We start from the raw sequence: 24,459 nt of genomic DNA, 5'->3' as shown, positions 1-24,459 counted from the left end.
CTTCCTTTCAGACGCCGCGGCGGTTGCCCCAGATCAGGACATGCAGTTGCGGCAGGATATGCGGGGTCAGCCAGCCACGGCCCACGGTGCTGTCCACCAGCCACAGCAGGCGGTCGGCCAGCGCCTGAGGCGCGACGGGCGTGTCAGGATCGGTCACGGGATTGCCGGGCTGCAGGTAAAGCGGCAGCTCTGGGTGGCGGGCATGGGTGTCGCGCGCCCATTCCAGATCGGTTTCGTCAAAGATGACGATCTTCATCACCGTGCGGGCCAGCCGCCCTGCCTGAACGCAGCTTGCAAAGGCGTCCCAGTCCACCGTCTCGCCGCTGGATGGCGGCTTTGGCGACAGAACCAGCGTCGAAAGCTCACCGAACCAGTCGCGCGGGATCGAGCCTTGGGTTTCGCAGGCAAAGCGGTAACCCTGCGCACGACCCAGCGCGATGACGGGGCCAAAGTCCTGAATCGCCGGGTTCCCGCCCGAGATCGAGACGGTCAGCGGCTGTCCACCCGACAAGTCGCGGACGCGGGCCCAAACCTCGGCATCGCTTAGCGCAGCCCAATCATGGCGATAACGGCTTTCGACCGCGTGCAGGCTGTCGCACCACGAACAACGGTAATCGCAGCCGCCCGCACGGATAAAGACCGTCGGCTCACCGATCAGCACGCCTTCGCCCTGAATAGTCGGACCAAAGATTTCGGCGATGCGTAGCGTCATGGCCGATACTCTGCCCAGGTTTTCGGTGTTTCCGAAACGCGGACGGCCACGGTTTCGGGCCAGCGTGCCTTGCTCCAGTCGTAGAAATGGCGGGCCATATTTTCGGCGGTTGATGGCAGGTCCAGCACATCGTTCAGGTGGCGATGGTCCAATTCGCTGTCGATATAATGCTTCAGCGCCGACAGTTCGTGATAATCGCGCACGAAGCCGTCGGCGTTCAGCGTGGTCGATGCCAGCTCGACCGACACGATATAGTTATGGCCATGCAGCCGCGCGCATTGATGATCGGCGGGCAGGTGCCCCAGCTGATGCGAGGCGGAAAAGTGGAATTCCTTGGAAATACGATACATCAGGCCGCGCCCTTTGCGGCGATTGCGTGACGCCAGAAATCTGCATCGGCATATGTCGTCGGGTCTGAAACCCCTGCCAGATCAAATGCCTCGCGCCGCTCGACGCAGGTGCCGCAGCGCCCGCAATGCAGATCGCCGCCTTTGTAGCAGGACCACGTGCGGGCAAAAGGCGTGGCGTGGCGCGCACCTGCGGTCACAATGGCAGCCTTGTCGCGGTCCACGAAGGGCGTGAACAGGTGCACATCCGCATAGCCGTCAAGGGCCGCCGCCTGCATCGCATTGAAAGCGTTGGTGAAAGCCGGGCGGCAATCGGGATAGATGAAATGGTCGCCGCCATGCACCGCTGTCGCCACCGCCTGATCGCCATTCGCTGCCGCGATGCCAAAGGCGATGGCCAGCATGATCGCATTACGGTTCGGCACGACCGTGACGCGCATGGTTTCTTCGGCGTAATGCCCGTCCGGCACATCCAGATCGTCGGTCAGTGCCGATCCGGTCAGCGCCGCGCCGATCCCCCGCATGTCGATCAGATGATGCGGCACGCCCAGACGCCCGGCGGCTTCGGCTGCAAAAGCAAGCTCTTTGCGGTGGCGCTGGCCATAGTCGAACGACACCAGCCGGGTCAGTTCGTGTTCCGCGGCGACCATATGCGCCAGCGAAACGGAATCGAGTCCGCCAGAGCAGACGACGAGAGTTTTCATTTTTTGATCCCTTGTTTTGATGACCGGGTGGGCTGCGACCGGTTGCGGGGGGATTAGCGCGGTCGGATGTTGGGCGCAATAGCCGCGCGTTCACGGTTACGCGGTCGTTTCCGGGGCCATGATTGTACGACGATGATGCATGTTGCGCATTTTTCTGGCGACAACAGCCCCGCGATGCGGCATCACTCGGCGCGAAATGTGACGGGGAGAAGACCATGAGCGCCACGCCCGAGCGGCAGGTCCGCCAGACGCCCAGCGACATCCGCGCCCGCAAAGGCGGTGTGCCGGTGGCCTGCCTGACCGCCTATACCACGCCCATGGCGAAGCTGGTGGATCGGGCCTGTGATCTGGTGCTGGTCGGCGACAGCGTTGGCATGGTGCTGCACGGCCTGCCTTCGACCCTTGGCGTCACGATGGAGATGATGATCCTGCATGGTCGCGCCGTGGCGCGTGGCGTTGAACGCGCCTGTCTGGTCGTTGACATGCCCTTTGGCAGCTACGAGGAAAGCCCACAGCAGGCCATGCGCAATGCTGCGCGTTTGCTGGCCGAAACGGGCTGTCAGGCGGTCAAGCTTGAGGGTGGGCGGCACATGGCCGAGACCGTGGCGTTTCTGGTTGCGCGCGGGATTCCAGTCATGGGTCATGTCGGTCTGACCCCGCAGGCGGTGAATGCGCTTGGTGGCTATAAGGTGCAGGGGCGCGGCGCGGATGCCGAACGTATCGCCGATGACGCGGCGGCGCTGGCGGATGCGGGCGCATTCGCGGTCGTGCTGGAAAAGCTGCCGGAAAGCCTGGGGACGCGGATCACGCAGACGATTTTGGTCCCGACCATCGGCATCGGGGCCGGGGCGGGTTGCGATGGGCAGGTGTTGGTCGTAGATGATATGCTGGGACTTTTCAGTGACTTCCGGCCTAAATTTGTCAAGCGGTATGAGGAGATGGGCGAGGCCGCCGGGCACGCCATCTCCGCTTATGCTGACGATGTGCGGGCAGGTCGTTTTCCCGCGCCGGAACATGGGTTTTCCGATTAAACATGACTGAAATCATCCGCTCTCTGACCGCGCTGCGGGCGCGTATCCGTGACTGGCGCCGGACGGGTGCCGTGATCGGCGTCGTGCCCACCATGGGCGCCCTGCACGAAGGCCATCTTAGCCTTGTGCGGGCCGCGCAGGCCGAATGCGACCGCGTGATCGTGACACTGTTCGTCAACCCGCGCCAGTTCAACAGCCCCGAGGATTTCGCGAAATACCCCCGGACCGAGGAGGCGGATGCCGCGATCCTTGCGCCCTTGGCCGCTGACGTACTGTTCGTCCCCGATGCCACCGAGGTCTATCCTCCCGATCATGCGACGGTCATCAGCGTTTCCGGCGTCAGCGAGCCGCTGGAGGGCGCGCATCGCCCCGGCCATTTCGACGGCGTTGCGACGGTCGTGACGCTTCTTTTCAACATGACACAGGCAGACCGCGCCTATTTTGGGGAAAAGGACTGGCAGCAGTTGCAGGTCGTGCGCCGATTGGTCGCGGATCTGAAGCTGCCCATCCAGATCGTGCCTTGTCCGGTCATGCGCGCACCGGACGGGCTGGCGCTGTCATCGCGCAATCAGCGTTTGTCGGATGCCGCGCGTGCGCAGGCGGCGGTGATCCCAAAGGTTCTGTTCGATGCGGTGGAACAGATCGGCGGCGGTGCCGATCGGGCCTTGGTTCTGGATGCGGCACGGCGGCGGCTGACGGATGCGGGCCTTGGGCCGGTCGAATATCTGGCGCTTTGCGATGCGCAGACCTTGGGCAATGCACAGCCCGGACGCCCGGCCCGCCTGCTGGTCGCGGTCTGGCTGGACGGCGTGCGGCTGATCGACAACGTGGCGGTCTAACGCTCGCCCCGCAACAGGGCTTCGCGTGATCGCATGGCCCCCTCAAGGATGACTGCACGCATGCATTCGGCCGCCGTTTCGGGATCGCGTGAGGCGATGGCGCTGGCGATCCGCAGATGCTGCGATGCGCAGCGCGAGATCATCTCGGGGCTAAGCGCGGGCGATGAAATCTGAAAGGACACGGCCAGAGCCGCCTCGATCAGGGTCGAAACCGAACGCATGAACGGATTGCGCGACATCTCGGCCACGGCAAGGTGGAAGTTCAGATCCTCTTGCGCGATGGATTCGCGGCTGTGGTCGGGATTGTCGATGCGCGCGGCGATGCCGTAAAGCGTGACGATTTCGTCGCTGGTGGCATTCTTCGCGGCCAGCCCTGCGGCGGCGGGTTCGAAGGCCAGCCGCATTTCGCATAGGTGATCGACGAATTCGGGGTCCATTCCCCCCTGCATCTTCCATGTGATCACGTCGCTATCGACAAAGTTCCACAGATCGCGAGGGGTGACGCGCGTGCCCACGCGCGATTTGGCCCGGATCAGGCCCTTTGCGGCCAGCGTCTTCATCGCTTCGCGCAGGACGCTGCGCGAAACGCCGAAACGCTCCAGCAATTGCTGGTCGCCGGGCAGGGTGGAAAGTTCGGGAAATTCCCCGGTGACGATGGCGCTGCCCAATGCCTCGACCACGCGGGCATGGCTGGATCGCGGCTTGGTCCCGAACATGCGCTGGCGCAATACGCCCATGTCAGCCCCCATGCGCCGCCCGCATCGCGGCGCGGCGTTCCGATGCCAGCAGGATCAGGCGCTGCAACACGATGAACGCAAACAGCAAAAGGCCGACGACGATCTTGGTCCACCATGACGACAGCGTGCCGTCAAAGACGATATACATCTGGATCAGCCCCTGGATCAGCACGCCGAACAGCGTGCCCAGCACCAGCCCCGCGCCCCCGGTCAGCAACGTGCCGCCCACGACCACGGCGGCGATGGCGTCAAGTTCGACCCCCACCGTAGCAAGCGAATAGCCGGCCGAGGTGTAAAGCGTATAGGCCAGCCCCGCCAATCCCGCCATGAACCCGGAAAACGCATATAGTTGAACGGTGGTGCGGCGCAGCGGCACGCCCATCAGTTCGGCGGATTGGCTTGATCCGCCAAGGGCATAGACATTGGCCCCGAACCGCGTGCGATGGGCCAGGACGACCCCGATGACAAAGGCGGCCAGCATCAGCATGGCCAGAAACGTCAGGCGCCCCTTGTCCGGCAGGCTGATATACAACCCCTTGAGCGTGCGCAGGAAATCGTGGCTGATCGGCACGCTGTCGGTGGAAATCAGGAAGGCCGCGCCGCGCGCCAGAAACATCCCGGCCAGCGTGACGACAAAGGCGGGCATCTTCAGCGCATGGATCGTCAGCCCCATCAATGCTCCGAAGCCCGTGGACAGCGCGAGTGCCAAAGCGAATGCCAGCGCCGGATGCACGCCCGCCCGGATCAGCACTGCAACAAAGACCGAGGTGAAGGCGATGACCGAACCAACCGACAGATCGATACCGCCCGACAGGATCACGAAGGTCATGCCCACCGCCGCGATACCAAGAAATGCGTTGTCAGTCAGCAGGTTGCCCGCAACGCGGAACGACAGCATGTTCGGAAATTGCAGCGCGCAAAGCGCGTAAGCCAGCAGGAAGATGACGACTGTGGCGACAAAGGGCAGGTTGCGGGCGCGGATCATTTCTGCGGGCCTTTCCGGCGGAACAAGCCGCGCAGCGCCGTCAGCTCATCCGCGACGGCGGGGGATTGCAGCGTCAGGATGGCGACGATGACGACTGCCTTGACGATCAGGTTGAACTCGGGCGGCCAGCCGGACATCAGGATGCCGGTGTTCAGCGCCTGAATGATCAGCGCCCCGATTAGCGATGCGGTGATCGAAAACCGCCCGCCCGACAGCGCCGTGCCGCCGATGACGACCGCAAGGATTGCGTCCAGCTCAAGCCACAGACCCGCGTTATTGGCATCGGCCCCGCGAATATCGGCGGTGACGATCATGCCCGCCATCGCGGCGCAAAGCCCCGAGATCGCGTAGGTCGCAAGGATCAGGAAGCGGGCGCGCACCCCCACCAGCATAGAGGCGCGGCGGTTGATGCCCACCGCCTCGATCAGCAGGCCAAGGGCGGTGCGGCGGACCAGCAGGCCCACCACAAGACCGGTGGCCAGCCAGATCAGGATGGGCATGGGGATGCCCAGAACTGCGCCCGAGCCGATGAAGCTGAAAGCGGGATCGTTGAATGTCAGGATGACGCCGCCGGTCACAAGCTGCGCGATGCCGCGTCCCGCGACCATCAGGATCAGCGTGGCGATGATCGGCTGGATGTCCAGAAACGCCACCAGCACGCCGTTCCAGATGCCACAGATAAGTCCCAGCGCCAGCGATACGGCCAGCACGACGATGACCGGTTGGCCGTCCGCCACAAGGCTGGCCGCGACCGCCCCGGTGATCGCCATGACCGCGCCGACCGACAGGTCGATCCCCTTGGTCGCAATCACCAGCGTCATGCCCACCGCCAGCAACGCCACAGGGGCCACGCGCACGCCCACGTCGATCAGGCTGCCATACAGCCTGCCGCCCTGCACGGTGACGTTGAAAAAGCCCGGTGAGATCAGGGCGATCAGCAGCAGCACGACGACCAAAGCGATGAGTTGCGGGCGCAGGTCCAGAAGTTTCCTCATGCGGCGGCTCCCGGCTGGGCCATGGCATCGACGATGGCCTGCGCGTTGATCTGATCGCCGCGCAATTCGCGGACGTGGTGGCGGTCGGACAGCACGACAATGCGCGAGGAGTATGCGACAAGCTCCTCGATTTCCGAGGAAATCACGACCAACGCCATGCCATCGGCGCGAAGCCGGGCGATCAGATTGATGATCTCGGCATGGGCGCCGATGTCGATGCCGCGCGTGGGTTCGTCAAGGATCAACAGGCGCGGATCGGTGGCCAGCCAGCGGGCAAGGATCGCCTTTTGCTGATTGCCGCCGGACAGGAACTTGATGGGCCGGTTCGGATCGGGCGGACGAATGTCCAGCGCCTTGATATAGCGTTCGGCCAGCGCATCGGCCTCGCGGCGCGGCACGGGATGGGCCCAGCCGCGCCGGGCTTGCAGCGCCAGCACGATGTTCTGGCGCAGGGACAAATCGCCGACGATGCCGTCCGATTTCCGCTCCTCGGGGCACATGCCGAAGCCCAAGCGGATCGCATCCTCGGGCGAGGTCAGGGTGACGGGCTGCCCGTCCACCGTCGCCTGACCGCTATCGGCGCGGTCTATGCCGAACAGCAGCCGTGCGGTTTCGGTGCGGCCCGAACCCAGCAGACCCGCGATGCCCACCACCTCTCCGGGACGGATGTCCAGATCGAAGGGGGCGATGCTGCCGCGTTTGCCATAGCCCTGGAAACGGAACGCTGCGGGGGTGTCGGGGGGCGTGGCGTCGGGATCGCGTTGCCCGGTCGCCTCGGCCAGTTCACGGCCCAGCATCAGCGCGACCAGATCGCGGCGGGGCAGGTCGGCAATGGCGCGGCTGCCGACCATGCGGCCATTGCGCAGCACCGTCACCCGGTCGGCGATCTGATAAACCTGCTCCAGAAAATGCGTGATGATGACGATGGCCATGCCCTGCGCGCGAAGCTGACGCAGCACGGTGAACAGCGCCTGAACCTCGCGCGCGTCAAGGCTGGCGGTGGGTTCGTCCAGAAACAGCACCTTGCCCGACAGGTCCACCGCGCGGGCGATGGCGATGATCTGGCGCACAGCGACGGGATAATGCGCCAGCGTTTCGTCAGGGTCGGCGTCGATGCCATAGCGGGTCAGCAGGGCGCGCGCGTCGTCGCGCATCCGGGCGCGACGGATCAGACCATAGCGGCGCGGCTGGCGGCCCAGATACAGGTTTTCCGCGACGGTCAGGTTCTCCAGCAGGTTCACTTCCTGATAGACGGTGCCGATGCCCAGATCCTGTGCCTCGGCCACGGAACGCGGCTCAACCGATATGCCTCCAAGCTGCATCGTGCCCGCGTCGCGGCGGTAAGCGCCGGTCAGAATCTTGACCAGCGTCGATTTGCCCGCCCCGTTTTCGCCCAGAAGCGCGTGGATTTCGCCGCCATGCAGGTCGAAATCCACCCCGTCCAGCACCTTGACGCCGAAAAATGCCTTGTCGATGCCGCGCGCCGTCAGAACCGCGTCCATGCCCAATCCCCCCGATTGGTCGGGCGGGGTCGCCCCCGCCCGTTCCGGTCAGTAGCCGAGGCCCTTTTTCGCCTCATAGACCGCTTTCGGGTCGTCGGCCTGGGTGTAAAGCTTCGACTCGGTCTGGATCCATTTCGGCGGCGCGGTGCCGTCCGCCTTGAACTTGGCCAGCGCATCGAAGGCGGGTCCGGCCATGTTGGGCGTCAGCTCGACCGTGGCATTCGCCTCACCGGCTTCCATGGCCAGAAAGATGTCGGGCACGGCGTCGATCGACACGACCTTGATGTCGGTGCCGGGCTTCAGGCCGGCTTCCTTGATCGCCTGAATCGCGCCCACGGCCATGTCGTCGTTATGGGCATAGACCGCGCAGATGTCCTTGCCACCACCTTCGGCCTTGATGAAGCTTTCCATGACTTCCTTGCCCTTGGTGCGGGTAAAGTCGCCGGTCTGGCTGCGGGCGATGGTGATTTTCGGATTGGACGCGATGCCTTCCTCGAAGCCCTTCTTGCGGTTGATGGCGGGGGACGACCCAGTGGTGCCTTGCAGCTCGACCACCTTGCAGTCCTTGTCGCCGACTTCCTTGGCCAGCCATTCGCCTGCGACCTTGCCCTCATAGACCTGATCCGAGGTGACGGCAGTCAGATACAGGTCGTCGGGCGCGTCGATCTGACGGTCCAGCAGGACCACGGGGATTTCGGCATCCTTGGCCTCGGTCAGCACGTCGTCCCAGCCGGTGGCGACGACGGGCGCGATCAGGATCGCGTCCACGCCCTGCGCGATGAAGCCGCGCACGGCCTTGATCTGATTTTCCTGTTTCTGCTGGGCATCGGCGAATTTCAGGTCGATGCCGCGTTCCTTGGCCTGCTGCTGGGTCACGGTGGTTTCCGCCGCGCGCCAACCCGATTCCGAGCCGATCTGCGAAAAGCCCACGGTCATATCTTGCGCATAGACCGCGCCGGACAGCATCAGACAGGCGACCGAGCTGGCCGCCAGAAGCTTGCGTTTCATGGTATTCCTCCCCTGTAAGGGCCTCCCAACCCTCAGGGTGAATCGGTAAAGTATGATTTATTTTCCGTCAACGCCGATTTTGCCGGGGATTTTGCTGCATGGCGGCGAAATCTTGCGGGATTAGTCTGATCAGGGCGAATCCGCTTTACTTGGCGGCGGGGCATCTGTAATCAGCCATCCTTTGGCTCCGCACGCCCGGAGTGGCGGGTTGGGAGTGGCCGCCGCAAGGGTCTTGGGCCTCCATCGGGTGCTGGTCACCCCCCGTTTTGGCGAAGATATGACAGAACACAATATTGCCGCGCCTTTGGCTGCGGCGCTGGCGGCCAAGGGCTATGCCAGCCTCACCTCGGTGCAGGAAGCCGTGCTGGCTGCCGATGCTGCGGGCCGCGACATGCTGGTTTCGGCGCAGACCGGATCGGGCAAGACCGTGGCATTCGGTCTGGCCGTCGCGCCCGACATTTTGCGCGGCAGCGATACGCTGGAGCCGGCCTATGTGCCGCTGGGACTGGCGATTGCGCCGACCCGCGAACTGGCGTTGCAAGTCGCGCGCGAGCTTGAATGGCTTTACGCCGAAACCGGTGCCCGCATCGCGACCTGCGTCGGCGGCATGGATTACCGCACCGAGCGTCGTGCGCTGGAACGTGGCCCGCATATCGTCGTGGGCACCCCCGGCCGTCTGCGCGACCATATCGACCGTGGCGGTCTGGACCTGTCCGGCCTGCGCGCCGCTGTTCTGGACGAAGCCGATGAAATGCTGGATCTGGGCTTCCGCGAGGATCTGGAGTTCATCCTTGGTGCCGCGCCGTCCGATCGCCGCACGCTGATGTTTTCGGCCACCGTGCCGCCTGCCATCGAAAAGCTGGCCAAGGATTTCCAGAATGACGCGCTGCGCATCGCCGCGCAGGGCGAAGCCCGCCAGCATGGCGACATCGAATACCGCGCGATCAGCGTGCAGACGCGCGACCGCGAACCCGCGATCTTCAACATGCTGCGCCTGCATGACGCACGCACCACGATCATCTTCTGCAAGACCCGCGCCAATGTGAACCACCTGCTGGCCCGCATGAGCAATCGCGGCTTCAAGGCCGTGGCGCTGTCGGGCGAACTGTCGCAATCCGAACGCACCCACGCGCTGCAAGCCCTGCGCGACGGTCGCGCCAGCGTCTGCATCGCGACCGATGTGGCTGCGCGTGGCATCGACCTGCCGGGGCTGGAACTGGTGATCCATGCCGATCTGCCGACCAATGCCGAAACCCTGCTGCACCGTTCGGGTCGCACGGGTCGCGCAGGCTCCAAGGGCGTCTCGGCCCTGATCGTCGTCGCGCCGGAATACAAGAAAGCGCAGCGCTTGCTGAAATTTGCCAAGGTCGAAGCCGAATGGGGGCCCGCCCCCTCGGCCGATGAGGTGCGCGCCAAGGATGACGAACGTATGCTGGCTCATCCGGGTCTGGCCGAGCAGCCGGGTGATGAGGCCGCGCAGGCCGCCACGCTGATCGAACGCTTTGGCGCCGAAAACGTCGCCAGCGCCTTTATCCGGCTGTGGCGCGAAGGGCGCCCCACGCCCGAGGAACTGACCGTGGTGCGCGAGCGTCCCGAACCGACCGCGCCGCGCGAACCGCGCGAATTCGGCGATTCCGTCTGGTTCTCGCTTTCCGTGGGCTATTCGGGCCGGGCCGAGGCGCGTTGGCTGCTGCCCAAGATTTGCGAAGCAGGCGGCGTGACCAAGAATGCCATCGGCGCGATCAAAGTGCGTGACGACGAAAGCTATGTCCAGATCGCCAAGGCCGATGCCGACAAGTTCGGTGAGGCGATCGAGCTGGAAGAAGGGCTTATGATGATGCGTCTGGCTGGTATGCCCAGCTTTGAACGCAGCGAACGCCCCGCCGGTCCGCGTCCGCGACCCGAGAAAAAGGGCTATCCCAAGCGCGAAGCCAGCGAGCGCAGCTATGAGCCGCGCGCGCCCCGCGAACCGCGTGAAGAACGTGCGCCCCGCGAATATCGCGAAGATCGTGCCCCGCGTGAATATCGCGATGACCGCGCCCCGCGGGATGAGGCTGCGCCCAAGAAAGCCCGCTGGTCGACCAGCGAAAAGGCCGCAAAACGCGCCGAAGGTGTGCGGGACTACAAACCCGCCGGAAAACCTGCTGCCAAGGCCGGTTGGGCCAAACCCGCACCCAAGCGCGACGCCGCCAAAGGCAAGCACGCGCCGCGCGGCAAAAAGTAATACGAAAACGCCCGGAGGAAACTCCGGGCGTCTTTCATTTCAGGGCTTTGCGCGGATCACTTGCGTCGTAGTGATCGCGATGGCGGCCAGCAGGCCCACGGCTGCAAAGACATAGAAGCCCCATGGATGGCCGATGCCCATCGTGACCAACGTGCCACCCAGAAGCGGGCCGGAAATCGCACCCAGGCGTCCGATCCCTGCCGCCATGCCAAGCGCGGTTGCGCGGATCGCGGGCGGGTGGTTTGCCGCCGTATAGGCATAGACCAGAACCTGCGCCGAAAACACAAAGCAGCCCGTGACGAAGATGACCGGGTAAAGCGCTAGCACGGGCAGTTTGACCGACAGCGCCGCCAGTAGGACCGCGCTGGCCAGAAACCAGATCGTTGCCGCTGTCTTCAGCCCGATACGGTCGCCCACCTGGCCCGCGATCAGCAGCCCGACGATTGCACCGACATTCATCAAAAGCAGGAACCACAGCCCTTTGCTAAGCCCGTAACCCGCCGAGATCATAAGCGTCGGAAGCCAGGTGTTCAGCGCATATACCAACAGCAGCCCCATGAAGGAGGTGACCCAGATGCCGATCGAATTGCGCAGCAAGGGCGCGCGGAACAGCGTCGAGGCCGAGGCGTTTTCCTGCGCTGCGACGGGCGCTTCCTCAAGCGTCAGGCCGTGGGCGCGGGCGATTTCCTCGGCCTCGGCGTGGCGTCCCTTGGTCATAAGGAATGAAGGAGATTCAGGGAGTTGCCGCATCATTATGGGAAAAAGGATGAACCCCGGCAATGCGCCTGCGACGAACATCGCACGCCAACCCAGCGTCGGCAGCAGGATCAGCCCCAGCAGAGCCGTCGCGACTGCGCCGACATGGTAGCCCGTCATCACGCGGGTCGATGCCTTGCCCGTCTGACCCTTGGAAAATTCGGTGACCATGGCGATTGCTGTGGGCAGGCAACCGCCCAGCCCGAAGCCTGCCAGAAAACGGAACAGACCCAGCGTCGTCCAGTCATGCGCAAAGGCGCAGGCCAGAGTTGCCAGTGAAAATGACGCGACCGCCCAGATCATGGCGCGTCTGCGACCCACCATATCCGTCAGGGCGCCGATCATCAGCGCGCCCAGCGTCATGCCGAGAAGGCTGATGGTCGATACGAACGTCGCCTGCGCCGGCGTCATGAACGGCGCATCGCCCCCGGTCAGCGTCGGGATCAGCGCCCCTAGAACGACCAGATCGAACCCGTCCAGAACCACGGCGGTCCAGCAAAGACCAGCCACCGTGCCCGCCGACATCAGTCCGCGCGCCTGCGTTTGAAGCCCCATGGGGATGCCCTCCTTCGTTGTGCGAAAAAACGCGAAGGCTCCTCGACCTCCGGCGATTTTCGCGCCCAGTAACAACGGGCAGGGCAGGCGTAAACGGTTTTTTACGGGGCTGCGCGACAGCTTCGGCGCGGCCCGTCACGCCTCGCGCGTAGATATATCCCGCGCGATATGCAGGAAATCCTCAAGCCCAGGCGCGGCAGCTTCGTGACGTTGCGTCACTCCGACGGCGCCGGACAGGAAACGTGCCCCGGTGGGCAGCTCGATCAGTTCGGCGCGCTGCAATTCATGGACCACCACGCCGCGGGAAATGAACCACAGCGCGTCCGAGCCAAGGCAGAGCCCGCGGCCCAAAGCCAGGGATACCGTCTCGAAGGCCGGGCGTAGTCCGGCCAGCCCGTTCGCCGCCAGATAATCGGCGACCACCGGGCGGATCAGCGCGGTCGCGGGCGGCAGGATGACGGGGCAGGCGGCCAGCGCCTGAGGTGCGGGAAGGTCGCGCATCGGATGGCCCGCGCGGGCGGTCAGGATGACATCCTCTTCGTAAAGATGATCGAAGCGCAAGCCAGCCATCTCGGTCGCGCCGGGCAGGCGACCCACGACCAGATCGACCGCGCCGTCGCGCAGCGCGCGCATCAGGTGGAAATGTGGCCCGGTTTCCGCAGCGACCAGAATTTCAGGATGCAGCGTCCGAAAGCGCAGCAGCACTTGCGGCAGGAAATGCGTGGCGACCGTGGGCAGCACGCCGATGCGCAGCGTGGTTTCACCGCCCGGCCGCAGCGCCGCCGCGCCCGCCTCAAGCGCCTGAACGGCTGCGAAGGCGTGGCGACGAAACAGTGCCCCGCCCTCGGTCAAGACCAGCTTGCGGCCCTGACGCAGGAACATGGGTTGGCCCAGCAGCGTTTCCAGTTCGGCCAATGTGCGCGACAGGGCGGGCTGGGTGATGCCTTGCGCACGGGCGACCGAAGTCAGCCCCCCTTCCGCCGCGATGTCCAGAAAGGCGCGGATATGGCGCAGCTTCACGCCGGGATGCATAGCAGGACGGTTATCCATTTTGGCCGATTTTGCATTATTAACACTGAATTCGTTATGTCAGATTATCAAACGAGGGAGAACACCATGCAAGTTCTGAACCGTCCTTGGGGCGCGATGCATTACCGCATCGACGGACCGGCCGATGGCCCGCCCGTCGTCTTTGCCAATTCACTGGGGACGGATCTGCGTCTGTGGGACGCGCTTTTGGCGGAAATGCCCGGCATCCGCGCCGTGCGGTTCGACAAGCGCGGGCACGGTCTGTCGGACGAAGGCGGCGATTTCAGCATTGATGATCTGGCCGATGACGCGGCGGCGCTGATCGAGCATCTGGCGCTTGGCCCGGTCGTCTTTGTCGGCCTGTCCATCGGCGGGATGATCGCGCAGGCTTTGGCAGCACGTCGCCCGGATTTGGTCCGGGCGGCCGTGTTGTCGAATACCGCCGTCCGCATGGGCACCACCCAAAGCTGGGGCGACCGCATTGCGGCTGTCGAAACCGGCGGTATCGACGCGATTGCCGACACGATCATGGAACGCTGGTTCGCCCCCGCATTTCGCGCCACGCCTGTGCTGGCCGCTTGGCGCAACATGGTCGCGCGCACCTCGGTCCCCGGATATGTCGGTGCCTGCCGCGCCTTGGCGACGACCGATCTTAGCCTGACCACGCGGCTTTTGGATCTGCCGGTGCTGGTGATCGCGGGGGATCAGGACGGATCGTCCCCATCCGATCTGGTGCTGGCCACTGCCGAGCTGATCCCCGGCGCGACGTTCCACATCGTCCGCGATGCGGGCCATCTGCCCTGCGTCGAACAGCCTGCGGCATTTGCCGCGATCCTAAAGCCATTCTTGCAGGAACATGCCCGATGAACCCACGCTTTGACCAAGGCATGGCGACCCGCCGCCGCGTTCTGGGCGATGCCCATGTGAACCGCGCCGAGGCTGCCAAGACCGATTTCGACGAACCGTTCCAGACGCTGATCACTGAGGCCGCATGGGGTTCGGTCTGGTCCCGCGACGCGATCAGCCCGCGCGAACGTTCCATGCTGACCATCGCGCTGTTGGCGGGCTTGGGCAATGACCACGAACTGGCCATGCATATCCGCGCCACCGCCAATACCGGGGCCACACAGGACGACGTGCTTGAGGCGCTTTTGCATGTCGCGATCTATGCCGGCGTGCCCCGCGCCAATCACGCCATCAAGATTGCCAAGGAAACCTTCGCCGAAATGGAGAGCAAGGGATGAACCCCAGCCAAACCGACCGCGGCCCGCTGTTCTTTCGTGACCGCGACTGGCATCCGGCGGCTTATACACCGGGCTACAAGACCTCGATGACGCGCGCGCCGTTCCGCCCGCTGGTCGCGATGGGGTCAACCCTGTCCGAGGAGACCGGCCCCGCCTTCGGTCATTCTATGATCGGCGCGTTGGACAACAACCTGATCCTGAATTTCACCGGCCAGCCCGCAATAGGCGAGCGGATCATCATGCATGGCCGGGTGCTGGACGAAAACGGTCGCGGCGTGCCCCATGTGCTGGTCGAGATCTGGCAGGCCAATGCAGGCGGGCGCTACCGGCATAAAAAGGACAGCTATGCCGCGCCGCTGGACCCGAATTTCGGCGGCTGTGGTCGCACCTTGTCCGGCCCGGACGGTGCTTACGAATTCCTGACTGTTCGTCCCGGCGCCTATCCATGGCCCAACCGCGTCAACGACTGGCGCCCGATGCATATCCATATCTCGGTCTTCGGGTCCGGTTTTGGTCAACGCCTGATCACACAGCTTTATTTCGAAGGCGACCCGCTGATCGCCCGCTGCCCCATCGTCAAGACCATTGGCAACGACAAGGCCATTCAGGCACTGATCGCGCCTCTGGACATGAACCGCGCCATTCCGATGGATTGTCTTGCCTATAGGTTCGACATCGTGCTGCGCGGTCGCCGCCAGTCGTTCTTCGAAAACCGCAAGGAGGGGATGTGATGCAGGATCTGGACTACCTCAAGGAAACGCCGTCGCAGACCGGCGGGCCTTACGTTCATATCGGCCTGACCCCCAACAAGCTGGGCATCGAAGGCATCTATCCCGTCGATCTGGGCGAAAGCCCGATCCGCGACGGGGCCAAGGGCGAGATCGTGACGATCACCGGCACGGTCAGCGACGGCGCGGGCATGGTCATGCGCGATGCGCTGATGGAAAGCTGGCAGGCCGATGCGGCGGGCATCTATCCCGGCAACGATCCACGCGGCGCGGCAGATCCGAATGTCACGGGCTGGGCGCGTATCATCGCCGATTTCGACAGCGGCGAATGGGTGCTGAAAACCGTCAAACCGGGCCGCGTGCCGTTCCCGGACGGGCGGATGATGGCGCCGCATATCTCGCTTTGGATCGTGGCGCGCGGTATCAATCTGGCACTGCAGACCCGCATCTATTTCGAGGATGAGGATAACGAAGCCTGCCCCGTCCTGCAGCGTATCGAACACCGCGCCCGCGTGACCACGCTGATCGCGAAAAAATCGGGCGCGGGGCAATATCGTTTCGACATCGTGCTGCAGGGCGACAACGAAACCGTCTTCTTCGACATTTAGGCGCGCGTCATGGAGTTTTCGGCCAAACCCTGCATGATCTGCGTGGCGATCACCGGCTCAATTCCGACCAAGGCCAAAAACCCCGCTGCCCAGATCACGGTGGCCGAGCGGATCGTGCCCACGCATGAGGCGTTCGAGCCGGGCGCCTCGATCGCGCATTGCCATGTCCGCGACCACGCGGGTCGCCCGACCTCGCACCCCGAGCGGTTTGCAGCCGTGCGCGGTGGCTTGCGCAAACACTGCCCCGGCCTGATCGTGCAATTGTCCACAGGCGGGCGTTCCGGTGCCGGGCAGGAACGCGGCGGAATGCCGGGACTTCAACTCGACATGGCATCGCTTTCCGTGGGATCGAACAATTTCCCGACGCGGGTCTATCAAATCCGCCCGATCTGGTGGACTGGCTCGCCGCCGAAATGATCCGCCATGACATCAAGCCCGAGATCAAGGCCTTCGACCTCAGCCACATCCTGCAGGCCGCGGCGATGCATCGGGACGGACGCATCAAGGGCCGCCCCTATGTGCAATTCGTGATGGGCGTCAAAAACGCCATGCCCGCCGCCCGTGACGTTTTCGACTACTATATATACGGTGAAACGCCTGCTCGGCGCGGACGCAGCATGGTGTGCGGCAGGGATCGGACCGAACCAGATCGTGCTTAACAAATGGGCCATCGCCAGCGTGGGTCATGCCCGCACCGGGCTCCAAGATAATGTCCCCCTCGACCGCGACAATCTTGCCCCTTCGAACGCGGCCCTTGTCCGGCGCGCCGCTGAAATCTGCGCGGGCCACGACCGGCCCGTCGCGACATGGCAACAGGCGCGCCAGATCCTCGGGTTGCGCGAACCCTGAAATTAAGCCCTTTCGACTTCTTTGTTCAAAAAATACCCTCGGGGGGTTCGGGGGGCAGACGGCCCCCCGGCCAACCGCGCCAACAAGGACCGCCCATGCCCGCCTCGATCACTGACAGCGCCATCTATCGCAACCTGTTTTCCGATGACGCCTCGGCGGCATTGTTCACCGACAGCGCAGAGATCCGCGCCATGCTGCTGGTCGAAGGCACGCTGGCCCGCGTGCAGGGCGCGCTGGGGCTGATCCCCGAAACCGCCGCCGCCTATATCGACCGGGCATCGCGCGAGGTGCAGATCGACCCCGCTGCTCTGGGGGCCGAGACCGCGACGAATGGCGTCCCGGTTCCGGGTCTGGTCGCTGCCTTTCGCAAGGCGATGCAGGCCCCCGAACATGCGCAATACCTGCATTGGGGCGCGACCAGTCAGGACATCGTGGAAACCGCGCAGGCGCTGCGACTTCGCCGCGTGCTGGCGATCTGGGACGAAAGGCTTGAGGCGCTGATCGCCGCACTTGGGCGTCTGGCGCGCGAACATGCGGACCTGCCCATGGCCGCGCGCACCTATGGTCAGGCGGCAACGCCGACCAGCTTCGGTGCGGTCGTCGCGGGCTGGGGGCATCCCTTGCTGCGGCATCGCGAACGGATTGTCACCCTGCGCCCCGAACTTGCCACCGTTTCGCTGGGCGGGGCGGCGGGCACGCTTTCGGCCATGGGTGCCGAAGGACCGGCGGTGCGCGCGGCGCTGGCGCAGGCGCTTGACCTGACCGATCCGGGCCACAGCTGGCACGCCGAACGCGACCGGATCGGAGCTTTTGCGGCTTGGATGGCGGGCATCACCGTCAGCCTTGCCAAGCTGGGCGAGGATCTGATCCTGATGACCCAATCCGGCATCAACGAAATCCGGCTGGAAGGCGCGGGCGGTTCTTCGACCATGCCGCAAAAACAGAACCCGGTCGGGCCGTCGGTGCTGGTCGCTTTGGCGCGGCAGGTGGTGGGTCTGGCGGGGGCGGTACAGGGCGCAGGCATCCATCGCCAGCAACGCGACGGGGCGGCGTGGTTCGTGGAATGGCTGACCCTGCCGCAGCTTTGTATCAGCACGGGACGCGCCATCGCCTTGGCCAGTGAGCTTGCAGCCCGCATCACCCCGGATGCGCAGGCCATGGCGCGCGCGCTGGATGACGGCACGGGCCTGATCCATGCCGAAGCCTATAGCTTCGCGCTTGCCCGCCATCTGCCTCGCCCCGAGGCGCAGGCCAGGATCAAGGCGCTGTGCCAGGAAGCCTTGGCCGAACGCAGACCGCTGCCTGAACTGGTCGCCCGCGATTTCCCCGATCTGGACCTGTCGTCGGCAGGCGGGCTTGGCACGGCACCTGCCGAGGCGCGGGCCTTTGCCGCTTCGGTCGGGGTCTAGCGCATCGCCCGCCAGATCGAGGACGCAATATCGCCCAGATCGCCAAGGCGGGCGACGATATGCTCACGCTCGACCCCTGCCGCGCCCTGGTGACGGTCCAGCCGGTCCAGCATCCGCATCAGCCGCCGCCGATGCGTGCCGGTGGCGACCTGCACCGGATCGGCGACCAGCCCCGCGAATGTCGTCAGAACGGATGCGATGACGGACAGCACTACGCCGGTCAGCACCACCTCCCAGACAGACAGATGGGTCGGGAACATGCCATACCAGACGCCACCCGCCCAGCTTCCCAGCGCGAAATCCTGAATGGCCTGTCCTTGCGCGCGCATGTTGGCAATGGGTTCGGCCAGTGATATGACGCCGGGCGTGGCGCGGTTGAACAGAAAAAATCCAAAGACCAGCACGATCAGCGAGGTGGTGATCTCGGACACTGCATTGCGTGTCTCGGCATAGCCGTTAATGGCATGGTGCGCGATATCCGGGGGCGCGTCCGGCCCGACCCCCTGATCGCGCAGCCGCTGGAACAGCGCACCAAGGTCGATTTCAAGCTGGCGCGCGACGTCTGAGGTTAGGAAAATCTGCCTTGCGCCCAGCCATTGCGAGGCCCGCGTGGCACCGCACCAGCCAAGGATCGCGGCGATCAGCTTGATCAGCAGAAAGATCGGCGACAGCGTGACGTTCAGCGGTGCGCGCAGCAGATCCATGCCTAGCGCGGCGCGATGCAGCCGGAAAGTCCCCCGGATGCCATAGCGGTCACGGACGAACCGGCGCACCTCGGCGTCGCGCAGGGTCAGGGGCCGTGGATCGGCGGGGGCGGGCGGCATTGTCGCGGGTCCTCGCGTTTTGGCAGACCCGCTTTATCTAAGGTGGCGGAGGCCGCGCCTCAACCCGTCAGACCAGATGGACCAGACAAAGCGCCAGCGTTACGATGAAACCCGTGGCGATGGCACCCAAGGCAAGCGGGCGGATGCCCTTGGCGCGCAGCTTGGCGATGTCCGTCTCAAGCCCCATCGCGGCCAAGGCGACGGTCAACAGAAACCCGGTCAGGGTCACGACCGCGCCGCGTGCCGCATCGGGCAAGGGCATGACGCTGTTGAGCAGCACCACCGCGATAAAGCCCAGCACGAACCACGGCATCGGCGCCGAGCCCTGCGCGTCGTCGCCGCGACGGCGGGCCAAGGCGCCAAGCGTCAGGATCAGCGGTGCAAGCAGGATGACCCGGCTAAGTTTCGCGACCGTGCCCGCCTGCCCGGCCTCGGGGCCATGCTGGAATGCGGCACCGACGACCTGCGCGACTTCGTGGACGCTGGCACCGATCCAGATGCCGTAATGGCCCGAGTCCAGCGCCAGCCAGCCACCCAATCCGGGCAGGATCAGCATGGCGAGCGAGCCGAAGACCGTAACGCAGGCGATGGCATAGGCCACGTCCTCATCCGTGCCGCGTGTCACGGTATTGGTGGCCAGCACCGCGGATGCGCCGCAGACCGATGTGCCCGCCGCGATCAGCTGTGTCAGGCGCGGCTCTACCCCCAGCAACCGCCCGACCCAAGTGGTAAAGCAGAAGGTCGCGGCCAGGGTCACAGCAATGACCGCAAGACCGGGAACCCCCACCTGCCGCAATTGCAGCAACGTCAGTTGAAAGCCCAGCAGCACGATGGCAAAGCGCAGGATGCGCCGCAGAGAAAAGGTGATGCCCACCCGCGCCGTGTCGGCAGTGCCGATCAGGTTGCGCCAGCCGATCCCAAGCACCATCGCGACCACAAGCGGGCTAAGCGCCGCGATGCCCGTCAGGCGCTGCGCCACTGTGGCAACAGTTGCGATGGTGAATGTCAGGGCCAGACCCGGCAGATGTCGGGCGATCCAGCTTGGCGGGGTGCGGGTGATTTCTATGGCGGTCATGTGACAGAAGATCGCGCTTGCGTGTCGTTCGATCCAACGCATTATTATGGTGAAACCGTTCGATTCCGGTGATGAATGACGCTAGATCAGCTGCGCATCTTTCTGGCCGTCGCGGAACGCCAGCACGTGACCCATGCCGCGCGGGCGCTGAACCTGACGCAATCTGCCGTCAGCGCCGCAATTTCGGCGCTTGAGGCAAGGCATGGCGTGCGGTTGTTCGACCGCGTAGGGCGCGGCATCGCGCTGACCGAGGATGGCCGCGCCTTCATGGCCGAGGCGCGGGCCGTGCTGGACCGCGCCGAAACCGCAGCGGCTGTGCTGGACGATCTGTCGCGCGAACCGCGCGGGCGTCTGCGCATCCATGCCAGCCAGACGGTCGCCAGCCATTGGCTGCCGCCGCGCCTGATGGCGCTGCATGACCTGCATCCGAGGATCGAGTTCCGCATGATCCTTGGCAATACGCGGCAGGTCGCGGATGCCGTGGCCGAGGGCGTGGCCGATCTGGGCTTTGTCGAGGGCGACGTGACGCAGGGCGATCTGCACCGGCAAGTCGTCGCCCGCGACCAGCTGGTTCTGGTCATGAGCGCGGGGCACCCGCTGGAACAGGGCGCGACCCCGGCGCAGATGTCTGCCTATCGCTGGGTCTTGCGCGAACCCGGCTCTGGCACGCGCGCGGAATTCGAGGCGTGGCTGACCACGCAGGGCCTGTCCGTGGATGCGCTGTCGGTCGCGATCGAAATGCCCTCGAACGAGGCGGTGCTCAGCGCCGTCGCCAACAGCCAATGCCTTGCCGTGTTGTCGCATCGCGCCGTGGCCAGCGCGGCGGGGGCGGGTTGGGTGCGGTTTCAGCCCTTGGCCGGGGCGGAACGGCGCTTCAGCGTGCTGACCGATCCACGCCGCCACCGCACCCGCGCGATCGAGGCGTTGCTGCGCATCGCGACCGCGCCCGAACCTTAGGCGGGGGACAGCTCCAGCGTGACCTCAAGCCCCGGAAGGGCGTTGCGCATCCGCAGATTGCCCTGCGCCGCCTCGATCACGCCGGCGACCACGGCAAGGCCGATGCCCTGACCCTCGCCCTGCGGATCAAGGCTAAGGCCGCGCTGGGTCAGGCGCGTCAGGTCCGCGTCGGGAACGCCGGGGCCGTCATCGCGGATTGCGATATGCAGCGTTGCGGCATCCTGCCAGACGCGGGCGCTGACGGTTTCATGGGCATGGCGCATGGCGTTTTCCAACAGCGCGCCAAGCGCCTCGGTCAGGTCGTCGGGGTCGATGCGGGCGCGCAGGCCGGGCGCGGCATCCACCTGCCAGTCGATCATGTTGCCCAAGGGGGTGCGGCGCAGCACGCCGATCAGCTTATGCAGAACCTGCGCGGGTTCGGCCACCGCGCCCGCGCGGTCCGACTGGATCCGGGCGCGGGCCAATTCGCGGTCCACGTGGCGGCGCATGGCAGCGGCGATGCCTTCAACGCTGCGGGCGATCTCGGCCTCGCCCTTGTCGCGCAACTGGCCCGCATCGCCCATCAACGCCTGAAGCGGGGTCTTAAACCCATGCGCCAGATCGGCGGCGCGGTGGCGCGCGCGGGCCAGTTCGTGGTCGCGGGCGTCCAGCAGCTTGTCGATTTCAGTCGCTAGCGGGATGACTTCCGAGGGCATGTCGCTGCCGATACGCGGGCGCAGGCCGGTGCGCAGTTCCGCGACCCGCGCCCCCACCTGCGCCAAGGGGCCAAGGCCCACGCGGATCTGCACATAGGATGCCGCCAGCAGCAGCAGCCCCAAAAGCCCCAGCCACGGCAGCATATCGCCGGTAAAGCCACGCCGCGCCAGATCAAGCTGGGTGCGATCCATCGCGACCAGAACCCGAAGGGGCAGGGCATCGTCGCCCTTGCCCACGACCAGCCTTTGTTCCAGCGTGATCAAAGGCTCTCCCTGCGGGCCGGGCAGGGTTTGCATCCGGGTCTGTCCGGCTTCGGGGCCATGTTCGGGCAAAGGCAGCGTGTGATCCCACAGCGAACGCGATTGCACCAGCCGTTCGCCCAGCCGCAACTGCCAGTAATGCCCCGAGAAAACCTGATCATAGCGCGGATCAAGCGGCACCGACCGCAAGCCCGGCCCCGAGGGTTCCACCATCGCCAGCACGGCCAGCGCGCGGGATTTCAGCTCCGCCTCGGCGATGCGGGCGACGTGGCGGTCGAACAGCAGCGCCAGCCCGCCCGCCGCCAGCGCCAGCGCCACAAGGATGGCCAGCGTCCCCGCCAGCATCATGCGCCAGCGGATCGAGCCGCTTTTCATGCCCGTTCGTCCAGATGATAGCCAAAGCCGCGCCGCGTCGCGATGACGCCGGGGCCAAGTTTGCGCCGCAGCCGTGCCACCAGCGCCTCAAGCGCGTTGGCTTCGCGGGAATCGTCGTCGCCGTAAAGATGTTCCAGCAATTCGCTGGGCGCGACCACGCGGTCACGGTTCAGCGCCAGATAGGCGACAAGGCGAAACTCAAGCGGCGTGACGGGCACGGGGATGCCGTCCAGACTGGCGCTCATGCGGTTCAGATCGACGGTCAGGCGTCCGAATTGCTGCAGCGCCGCGCCATGCCCACCCGCGCGGCGCACCAGTGCGCGGGCGCGGGCGATAAGTTCCTCCATGCGAAAGGGCTTGGGCAGATAGTCGTCGGCACCCGCGTCGATCCCCTCGACCCGTTCGGTCCAAGCGCCGCGTGCGGTCAGGATCAGGACAGGGGCATTGCACCCCTCGGCCCGCCAGCGTTTCAGCACGGTCAGCCCGTCCAGACGCGGCAGGTTCAGGTCCAGCACGATCAGATCATAGCTTTCCGTGCCACCGCGAAACCAGGCGCTTTCGCCGTCTGACAGCCGTTCGACCCGGAACCCCGACGCGCTGAGCGCGCGGTCCAGATCATCCGCGATGCGGGGGTCATCTTCGACCACAAGGGCGCGCATCAGTCCTCGTCTTCTTCGTCTATATCGACGATCCTGCCATCTGTGGCGTCCATATCGACCTCGATCAGCCGGCCTTCGGGGGTCACGACGTCGATTTCATAGACAAGGATGCCGTCTTCATATTCCAGCTCGACCTCGACCACCTGGCCGGGATGCTGAGTTTCCAGCAAGTCCAGCACGCGGGCAAGGGGCAGGATCTCGCCCCGCGCGACCAGATCGCGGGCCAGTTCGGCATCGCCGCCGGGCGCACCTTGTCCGCCCGCCGCAACGGGCAGGATCAGCAGGGCAGCAAGGGTGGGGGCGAATATCCGGGTCATGGCGGGTTCTATAAGACCCCTTGCCTGACAATTCACTGACGAACGGGATCAGATCGGCGTCAGCACCGTTATGGCATTGGACGGACGCACAGAGGCCGCAAGGCTTCCCAATCACGCAATGGTGGCACGGGTGCCGCCCCATCGAAAAGGAAGATGACCATGGTGCGCAAACTTGGAACGAATGCGGCAGATCGCCTTGTCGGCTCCAGCGTCACGGACTGGCTTTCGGGCAGTGGCGGCAATGACACGCTGTTCGGCCTTGGCGGCCATGACAGCCTTTATGGCGGCACGGGTAACGACCTGCTGATCGGCGGAGACGGCAATGACGATCTGGAGGGTGGTCTGGGCAACGACACCCTGCTGGGCGGTGCGGGCAACGACGAGCTTGAGGGCGGCGCAGGCGACGATCGCTTGGATGGCGGTCTGGGCAACGACGAATTGGAAGGCGGCTCCGGCAACGACTACCTGCTTGGCGGTGCGGGTCAGGACGATCTTGAGGGTGGTTCGGGCAATGACACACTGCTGGGCGGTGCGGGCAATGACAGTCTGGAGGGCGGCGATGGCAATGACTGGCTGCTGGGTGGCGCAGGCAATGACTGGCTTGAAGGCGACAAAGGCAACGATCTGCTGATCGGCGGCGCAGGTGCGGATGTCTTTGAATTCGAGCGCGGCGACGGGCGCGATACCATCCTTGATTTCACCAATGGTCAGGACCGGATCCATCTGGACGACTTCAACAGCGCGCAACTGAACGCCGTGATCTCGACCGCCAAGCAGGTCGGCAATCACGTGGTTCTTAGCTTGTCGGCGGATACCACGGTCGTGCTGAACAATGTGCAACTGTCGCAGATCGACGCGAACGACTTCCTGATCTGATCTTTTCAGATTTTCACCACAGGGCACCGCCGGTCTGACATCGGCGGTGCCTTTTTGCGTGGTGGTCGCGACGGGCGGTTGAAGTGAATAAGAATTAATAACAGCGTGATACGCGAATTATATCTATGAAGTTATAGACAAATATTCCTGCCGAAAAT

The 24,459-nt window shown here is 64.9% G+C and carries 25 protein-coding genes and 1 pseudogene; 11 read left to right on the top strand and 15 right to left on the bottom strand.

Annotation, left to right across the window (positions count from 1 at the left end):
• Positions 1-7 precede the first annotated feature (7 nt).
• From queE to queC, 3 genes are read right to left on the bottom strand one after another with little or no spacing between them, the layout of a single operon-like run.
• Positions 8-712: a 7-carboxy-7-deazaguanine synthase QueE gene (gene queE, locus FN835_RS02680; protein WP_142661657.1), complete on the bottom strand. Its 705-nt coding sequence runs from the start codon at positions 710-712 to the stop codon at positions 8-10.
• The gene (gene queD, locus FN835_RS02675; RefSeq protein ID WP_142661656.1) at positions 709-1,062 is read right to left on the bottom strand and encodes a 6-carboxytetrahydropterin synthase QueD; all 354 of its coding nucleotides are present in this window, start codon (positions 1,060-1,062) and stop codon (positions 709-711) included. The genes queE and queD overlap by 4 nt, the downstream gene beginning before the upstream one ends.
• Positions 1,062-1,763 carry a 7-cyano-7-deazaguanine synthase QueC gene (gene queC, locus FN835_RS02670; RefSeq protein ID WP_142661655.1) on the bottom strand — a complete coding sequence of 234 codons (702 nt, stop codon included), beginning with the start codon at positions 1,761-1,763 and terminating at the stop codon, positions 1,062-1,064. Before queC ends, queD begins: the two co-directional genes overlap by 1 nt.
• 215 nt (positions 1,764-1,978) lie before the next feature.
• Between queC and panB the strand changes: the two genes are divergently transcribed.
• On the top strand, positions 1,979-2,794 hold the full coding sequence (gene panB, locus FN835_RS02665) for a 3-methyl-2-oxobutanoate hydroxymethyltransferase (protein ID WP_142661654.1): 816 nt from the start codon (positions 1,979-1,981) through the stop codon (positions 2,792-2,794).
• A 2-nt stretch (positions 2,795-2,796) separates the two neighbouring features.
• Positions 2,797-3,633, top strand: coding sequence for a pantoate--beta-alanine ligase (panC, locus tag FN835_RS02660; protein WP_142661653.1), 837 nt, complete (start codon positions 2,797-2,799; stop codon positions 3,631-3,633).
• Here panC and FN835_RS02655 read toward each other — a convergent pair.
• From FN835_RS02655 to ytfQ, 5 genes are read right to left on the bottom strand one after another with little or no spacing between them, the layout of a single operon-like run.
• Positions 3,630-4,370 (bottom strand): FadR/GntR family transcriptional regulator, encoded by a 741-nt coding sequence (locus tag FN835_RS02655; RefSeq protein ID WP_142661652.1) that lies wholly within the window; start codon positions 4,368-4,370, stop codon positions 3,630-3,632. The two genes, panC and FN835_RS02655, sit on opposite strands and share 4 nt — an antisense overlap.
• A 1-nt stretch (position 4,371) precedes the next feature.
• Complete coding sequence (gene yjfF / locus FN835_RS02650; RefSeq protein WP_142661651.1) at positions 4,372-5,355, bottom strand: galactofuranose ABC transporter, permease protein YjfF; 984 nt, start codon at positions 5,353-5,355, stop codon at positions 4,372-4,374.
• Positions 5,352-6,350, bottom strand: a complete 999-nt coding sequence (locus tag FN835_RS02645) for an ABC transporter permease (protein WP_142661650.1) — start codon at positions 6,348-6,350, stop codon at positions 5,352-5,354. Before FN835_RS02645 ends, yjfF begins: the two co-directional genes overlap by 4 nt.
• Positions 6,347-7,852, bottom strand: a complete 1,506-nt coding sequence (locus tag FN835_RS02640) for a sugar ABC transporter ATP-binding protein (protein WP_142661649.1) — start codon at positions 7,850-7,852, stop codon at positions 6,347-6,349. The genes FN835_RS02645 and FN835_RS02640 overlap by 4 nt, the downstream gene beginning before the upstream one ends.
• Positions 7,853-7,900: 48 nt before the next feature.
• Positions 7,901-8,860: a galactofuranose ABC transporter, galactofuranose-binding protein YtfQ gene (ytfQ, locus tag FN835_RS02635; RefSeq protein ID WP_142661648.1), complete on the bottom strand. Its 960-nt coding sequence runs from the start codon at positions 8,858-8,860 to the stop codon at positions 7,901-7,903.
• Positions 8,861-9,137: 277 nt separating this feature from the next.
• Between ytfQ and FN835_RS02630 the strand changes: the two genes are divergently transcribed.
• Positions 9,138-11,084 (top strand): DEAD/DEAH box helicase, encoded by a 1,947-nt coding sequence (locus tag FN835_RS02630; protein ID WP_142661647.1) that lies wholly within the window; start codon positions 9,138-9,140, stop codon positions 11,082-11,084.
• 39 nt (positions 11,085-11,123) lie between these two features.
• On the opposite strand, the gene FN835_RS02625 is transcribed toward FN835_RS02630, so the two are convergent.
• Entirely contained in the window at positions 11,124-12,395 is a 1,272-nt protein-coding gene (locus FN835_RS02625) for an MFS transporter (protein WP_142661646.1), read from the bottom strand.
• 135 nt (positions 12,396-12,530) lie between these two features.
• Entirely contained in the window at positions 12,531-13,445 is a 915-nt protein-coding gene (locus FN835_RS02620; protein ID WP_142661645.1) for a LysR substrate-binding domain-containing protein, read from the bottom strand.
• A 66-nt stretch (positions 13,446-13,511) separates the two neighbouring features.
• Between FN835_RS02620 and pcaD the strand changes: the two genes are divergently transcribed.
• The 6 genes and pseudogenes from pcaD (at position 13,512) to FN835_RS02590 (ending at position 18,262) form a co-directional block, all read left to right on the top strand.
• Positions 13,512-14,291 (top strand): 3-oxoadipate enol-lactonase, encoded by a 780-nt coding sequence (gene pcaD / locus FN835_RS02615; protein WP_142661644.1) that lies wholly within the window; start codon positions 13,512-13,514, stop codon positions 14,289-14,291.
• A complete protein-coding gene (gene pcaC, locus FN835_RS02610; RefSeq protein WP_142661643.1) occupies positions 14,288-14,668 on the top strand; it encodes a 4-carboxymuconolactone decarboxylase in 381 nt (126 codons plus the stop codon). The genes pcaD and pcaC overlap by 4 nt, the downstream gene beginning before the upstream one ends.
• Positions 14,665-15,399: a protocatechuate 3,4-dioxygenase subunit beta gene (gene pcaH, locus FN835_RS02605; RefSeq protein WP_142661642.1), complete on the top strand. Its 735-nt coding sequence runs from the start codon at positions 14,665-14,667 to the stop codon at positions 15,397-15,399. Before pcaC ends, pcaH begins: the two co-directional genes overlap by 4 nt.
• The gene (gene pcaG, locus FN835_RS02600; RefSeq protein WP_142661641.1) at positions 15,399-16,004 is read left to right on the top strand and encodes a protocatechuate 3,4-dioxygenase subunit alpha; all 606 of its coding nucleotides are present in this window, start codon (positions 15,399-15,401) and stop codon (positions 16,002-16,004) included. Before pcaH ends, pcaG begins: the two co-directional genes overlap by 1 nt.
• Positions 16,005-16,013: 9 nt before the next feature.
• Positions 16,014-16,853: pseudogene (locus tag FN835_RS02595) on the top strand (3-oxoadipate:acetyl-CoA acetyltransferase).
• 95 nt (positions 16,854-16,948) lie between these two features.
• Positions 16,949-18,262 carry a class-II fumarase/aspartase family protein gene (locus FN835_RS02590; RefSeq protein ID WP_142661640.1) on the top strand — a complete coding sequence of 438 codons (1,314 nt, stop codon included), beginning with the start codon at positions 16,949-16,951 and terminating at the stop codon, positions 18,260-18,262.
• Here FN835_RS02590 and FN835_RS02585 read toward each other — a convergent pair.
• Positions 18,259-19,086: a DUF6635 family protein gene (locus FN835_RS02585; RefSeq protein ID WP_142661639.1), complete on the bottom strand. Its 828-nt coding sequence runs from the start codon at positions 19,084-19,086 to the stop codon at positions 18,259-18,261. The two genes, FN835_RS02590 and FN835_RS02585, sit on opposite strands and share 4 nt — an antisense overlap.
• Before the next feature lie 67 nt (positions 19,087-19,153).
• On the bottom strand, positions 19,154-20,161 hold the full coding sequence (locus FN835_RS02580; RefSeq protein ID WP_142661880.1) for a YeiH family protein: 1,008 nt from the start codon (positions 20,159-20,161) through the stop codon (positions 19,154-19,156).
• A 75-nt stretch (positions 20,162-20,236) separates the two neighbouring features.
• Between FN835_RS02580 and FN835_RS02575 the strand changes: the two genes are divergently transcribed.
• Positions 20,237-21,118 (top strand): LysR substrate-binding domain-containing protein, encoded by an 882-nt coding sequence (locus FN835_RS02575; RefSeq protein ID WP_142661638.1) that lies wholly within the window; start codon positions 20,237-20,239, stop codon positions 21,116-21,118.
• On the opposite strand, the gene FN835_RS02570 is transcribed toward FN835_RS02575, so the two are convergent.
• From FN835_RS02570 to FN835_RS02560, 3 genes are read right to left on the bottom strand one after another with little or no spacing between them, the layout of a single operon-like run.
• Entirely contained in the window at positions 21,115-22,449 is a 1,335-nt protein-coding gene (locus tag FN835_RS02570) for a sensor histidine kinase (protein ID WP_142661637.1), read from the bottom strand. The two genes, FN835_RS02575 and FN835_RS02570, sit on opposite strands and share 4 nt — an antisense overlap.
• Complete coding sequence (locus FN835_RS02565; RefSeq protein ID WP_142661636.1) at positions 22,446-23,108, bottom strand: response regulator transcription factor; 663 nt, start codon at positions 23,106-23,108, stop codon at positions 22,446-22,448. The genes FN835_RS02570 and FN835_RS02565 overlap by 4 nt, the downstream gene beginning before the upstream one ends.
• Complete coding sequence (locus FN835_RS02560; protein ID WP_142661635.1) at positions 23,108-23,425, bottom strand: PepSY domain-containing protein; 318 nt, start codon at positions 23,423-23,425, stop codon at positions 23,108-23,110. Before FN835_RS02560 ends, FN835_RS02565 begins: the two co-directional genes overlap by 1 nt.
• A gap of 159 nt (positions 23,426-23,584) precedes the next feature.
• On the opposite strand from FN835_RS02560, the gene FN835_RS02555 reads away from it, so the two are divergent.
• Complete coding sequence (locus FN835_RS02555) at positions 23,585-24,301, top strand: calcium-binding protein (RefSeq protein WP_142661634.1); 717 nt, start codon at positions 23,585-23,587, stop codon at positions 24,299-24,301.
• Positions 24,302-24,459: the final 158 nt, after the last annotated feature.

The sequence above is a fragment of the Paracoccus laeviglucosivorans genome (genome assembly GCF_900182695.1).
GTDB lineage: Bacteria > Pseudomonadota > Alphaproteobacteria > Rhodobacterales > Rhodobacteraceae > Paracoccus > Paracoccus laeviglucosivorans.
This window is presented reverse-complemented; position numbering and strand designations above follow the sequence as displayed.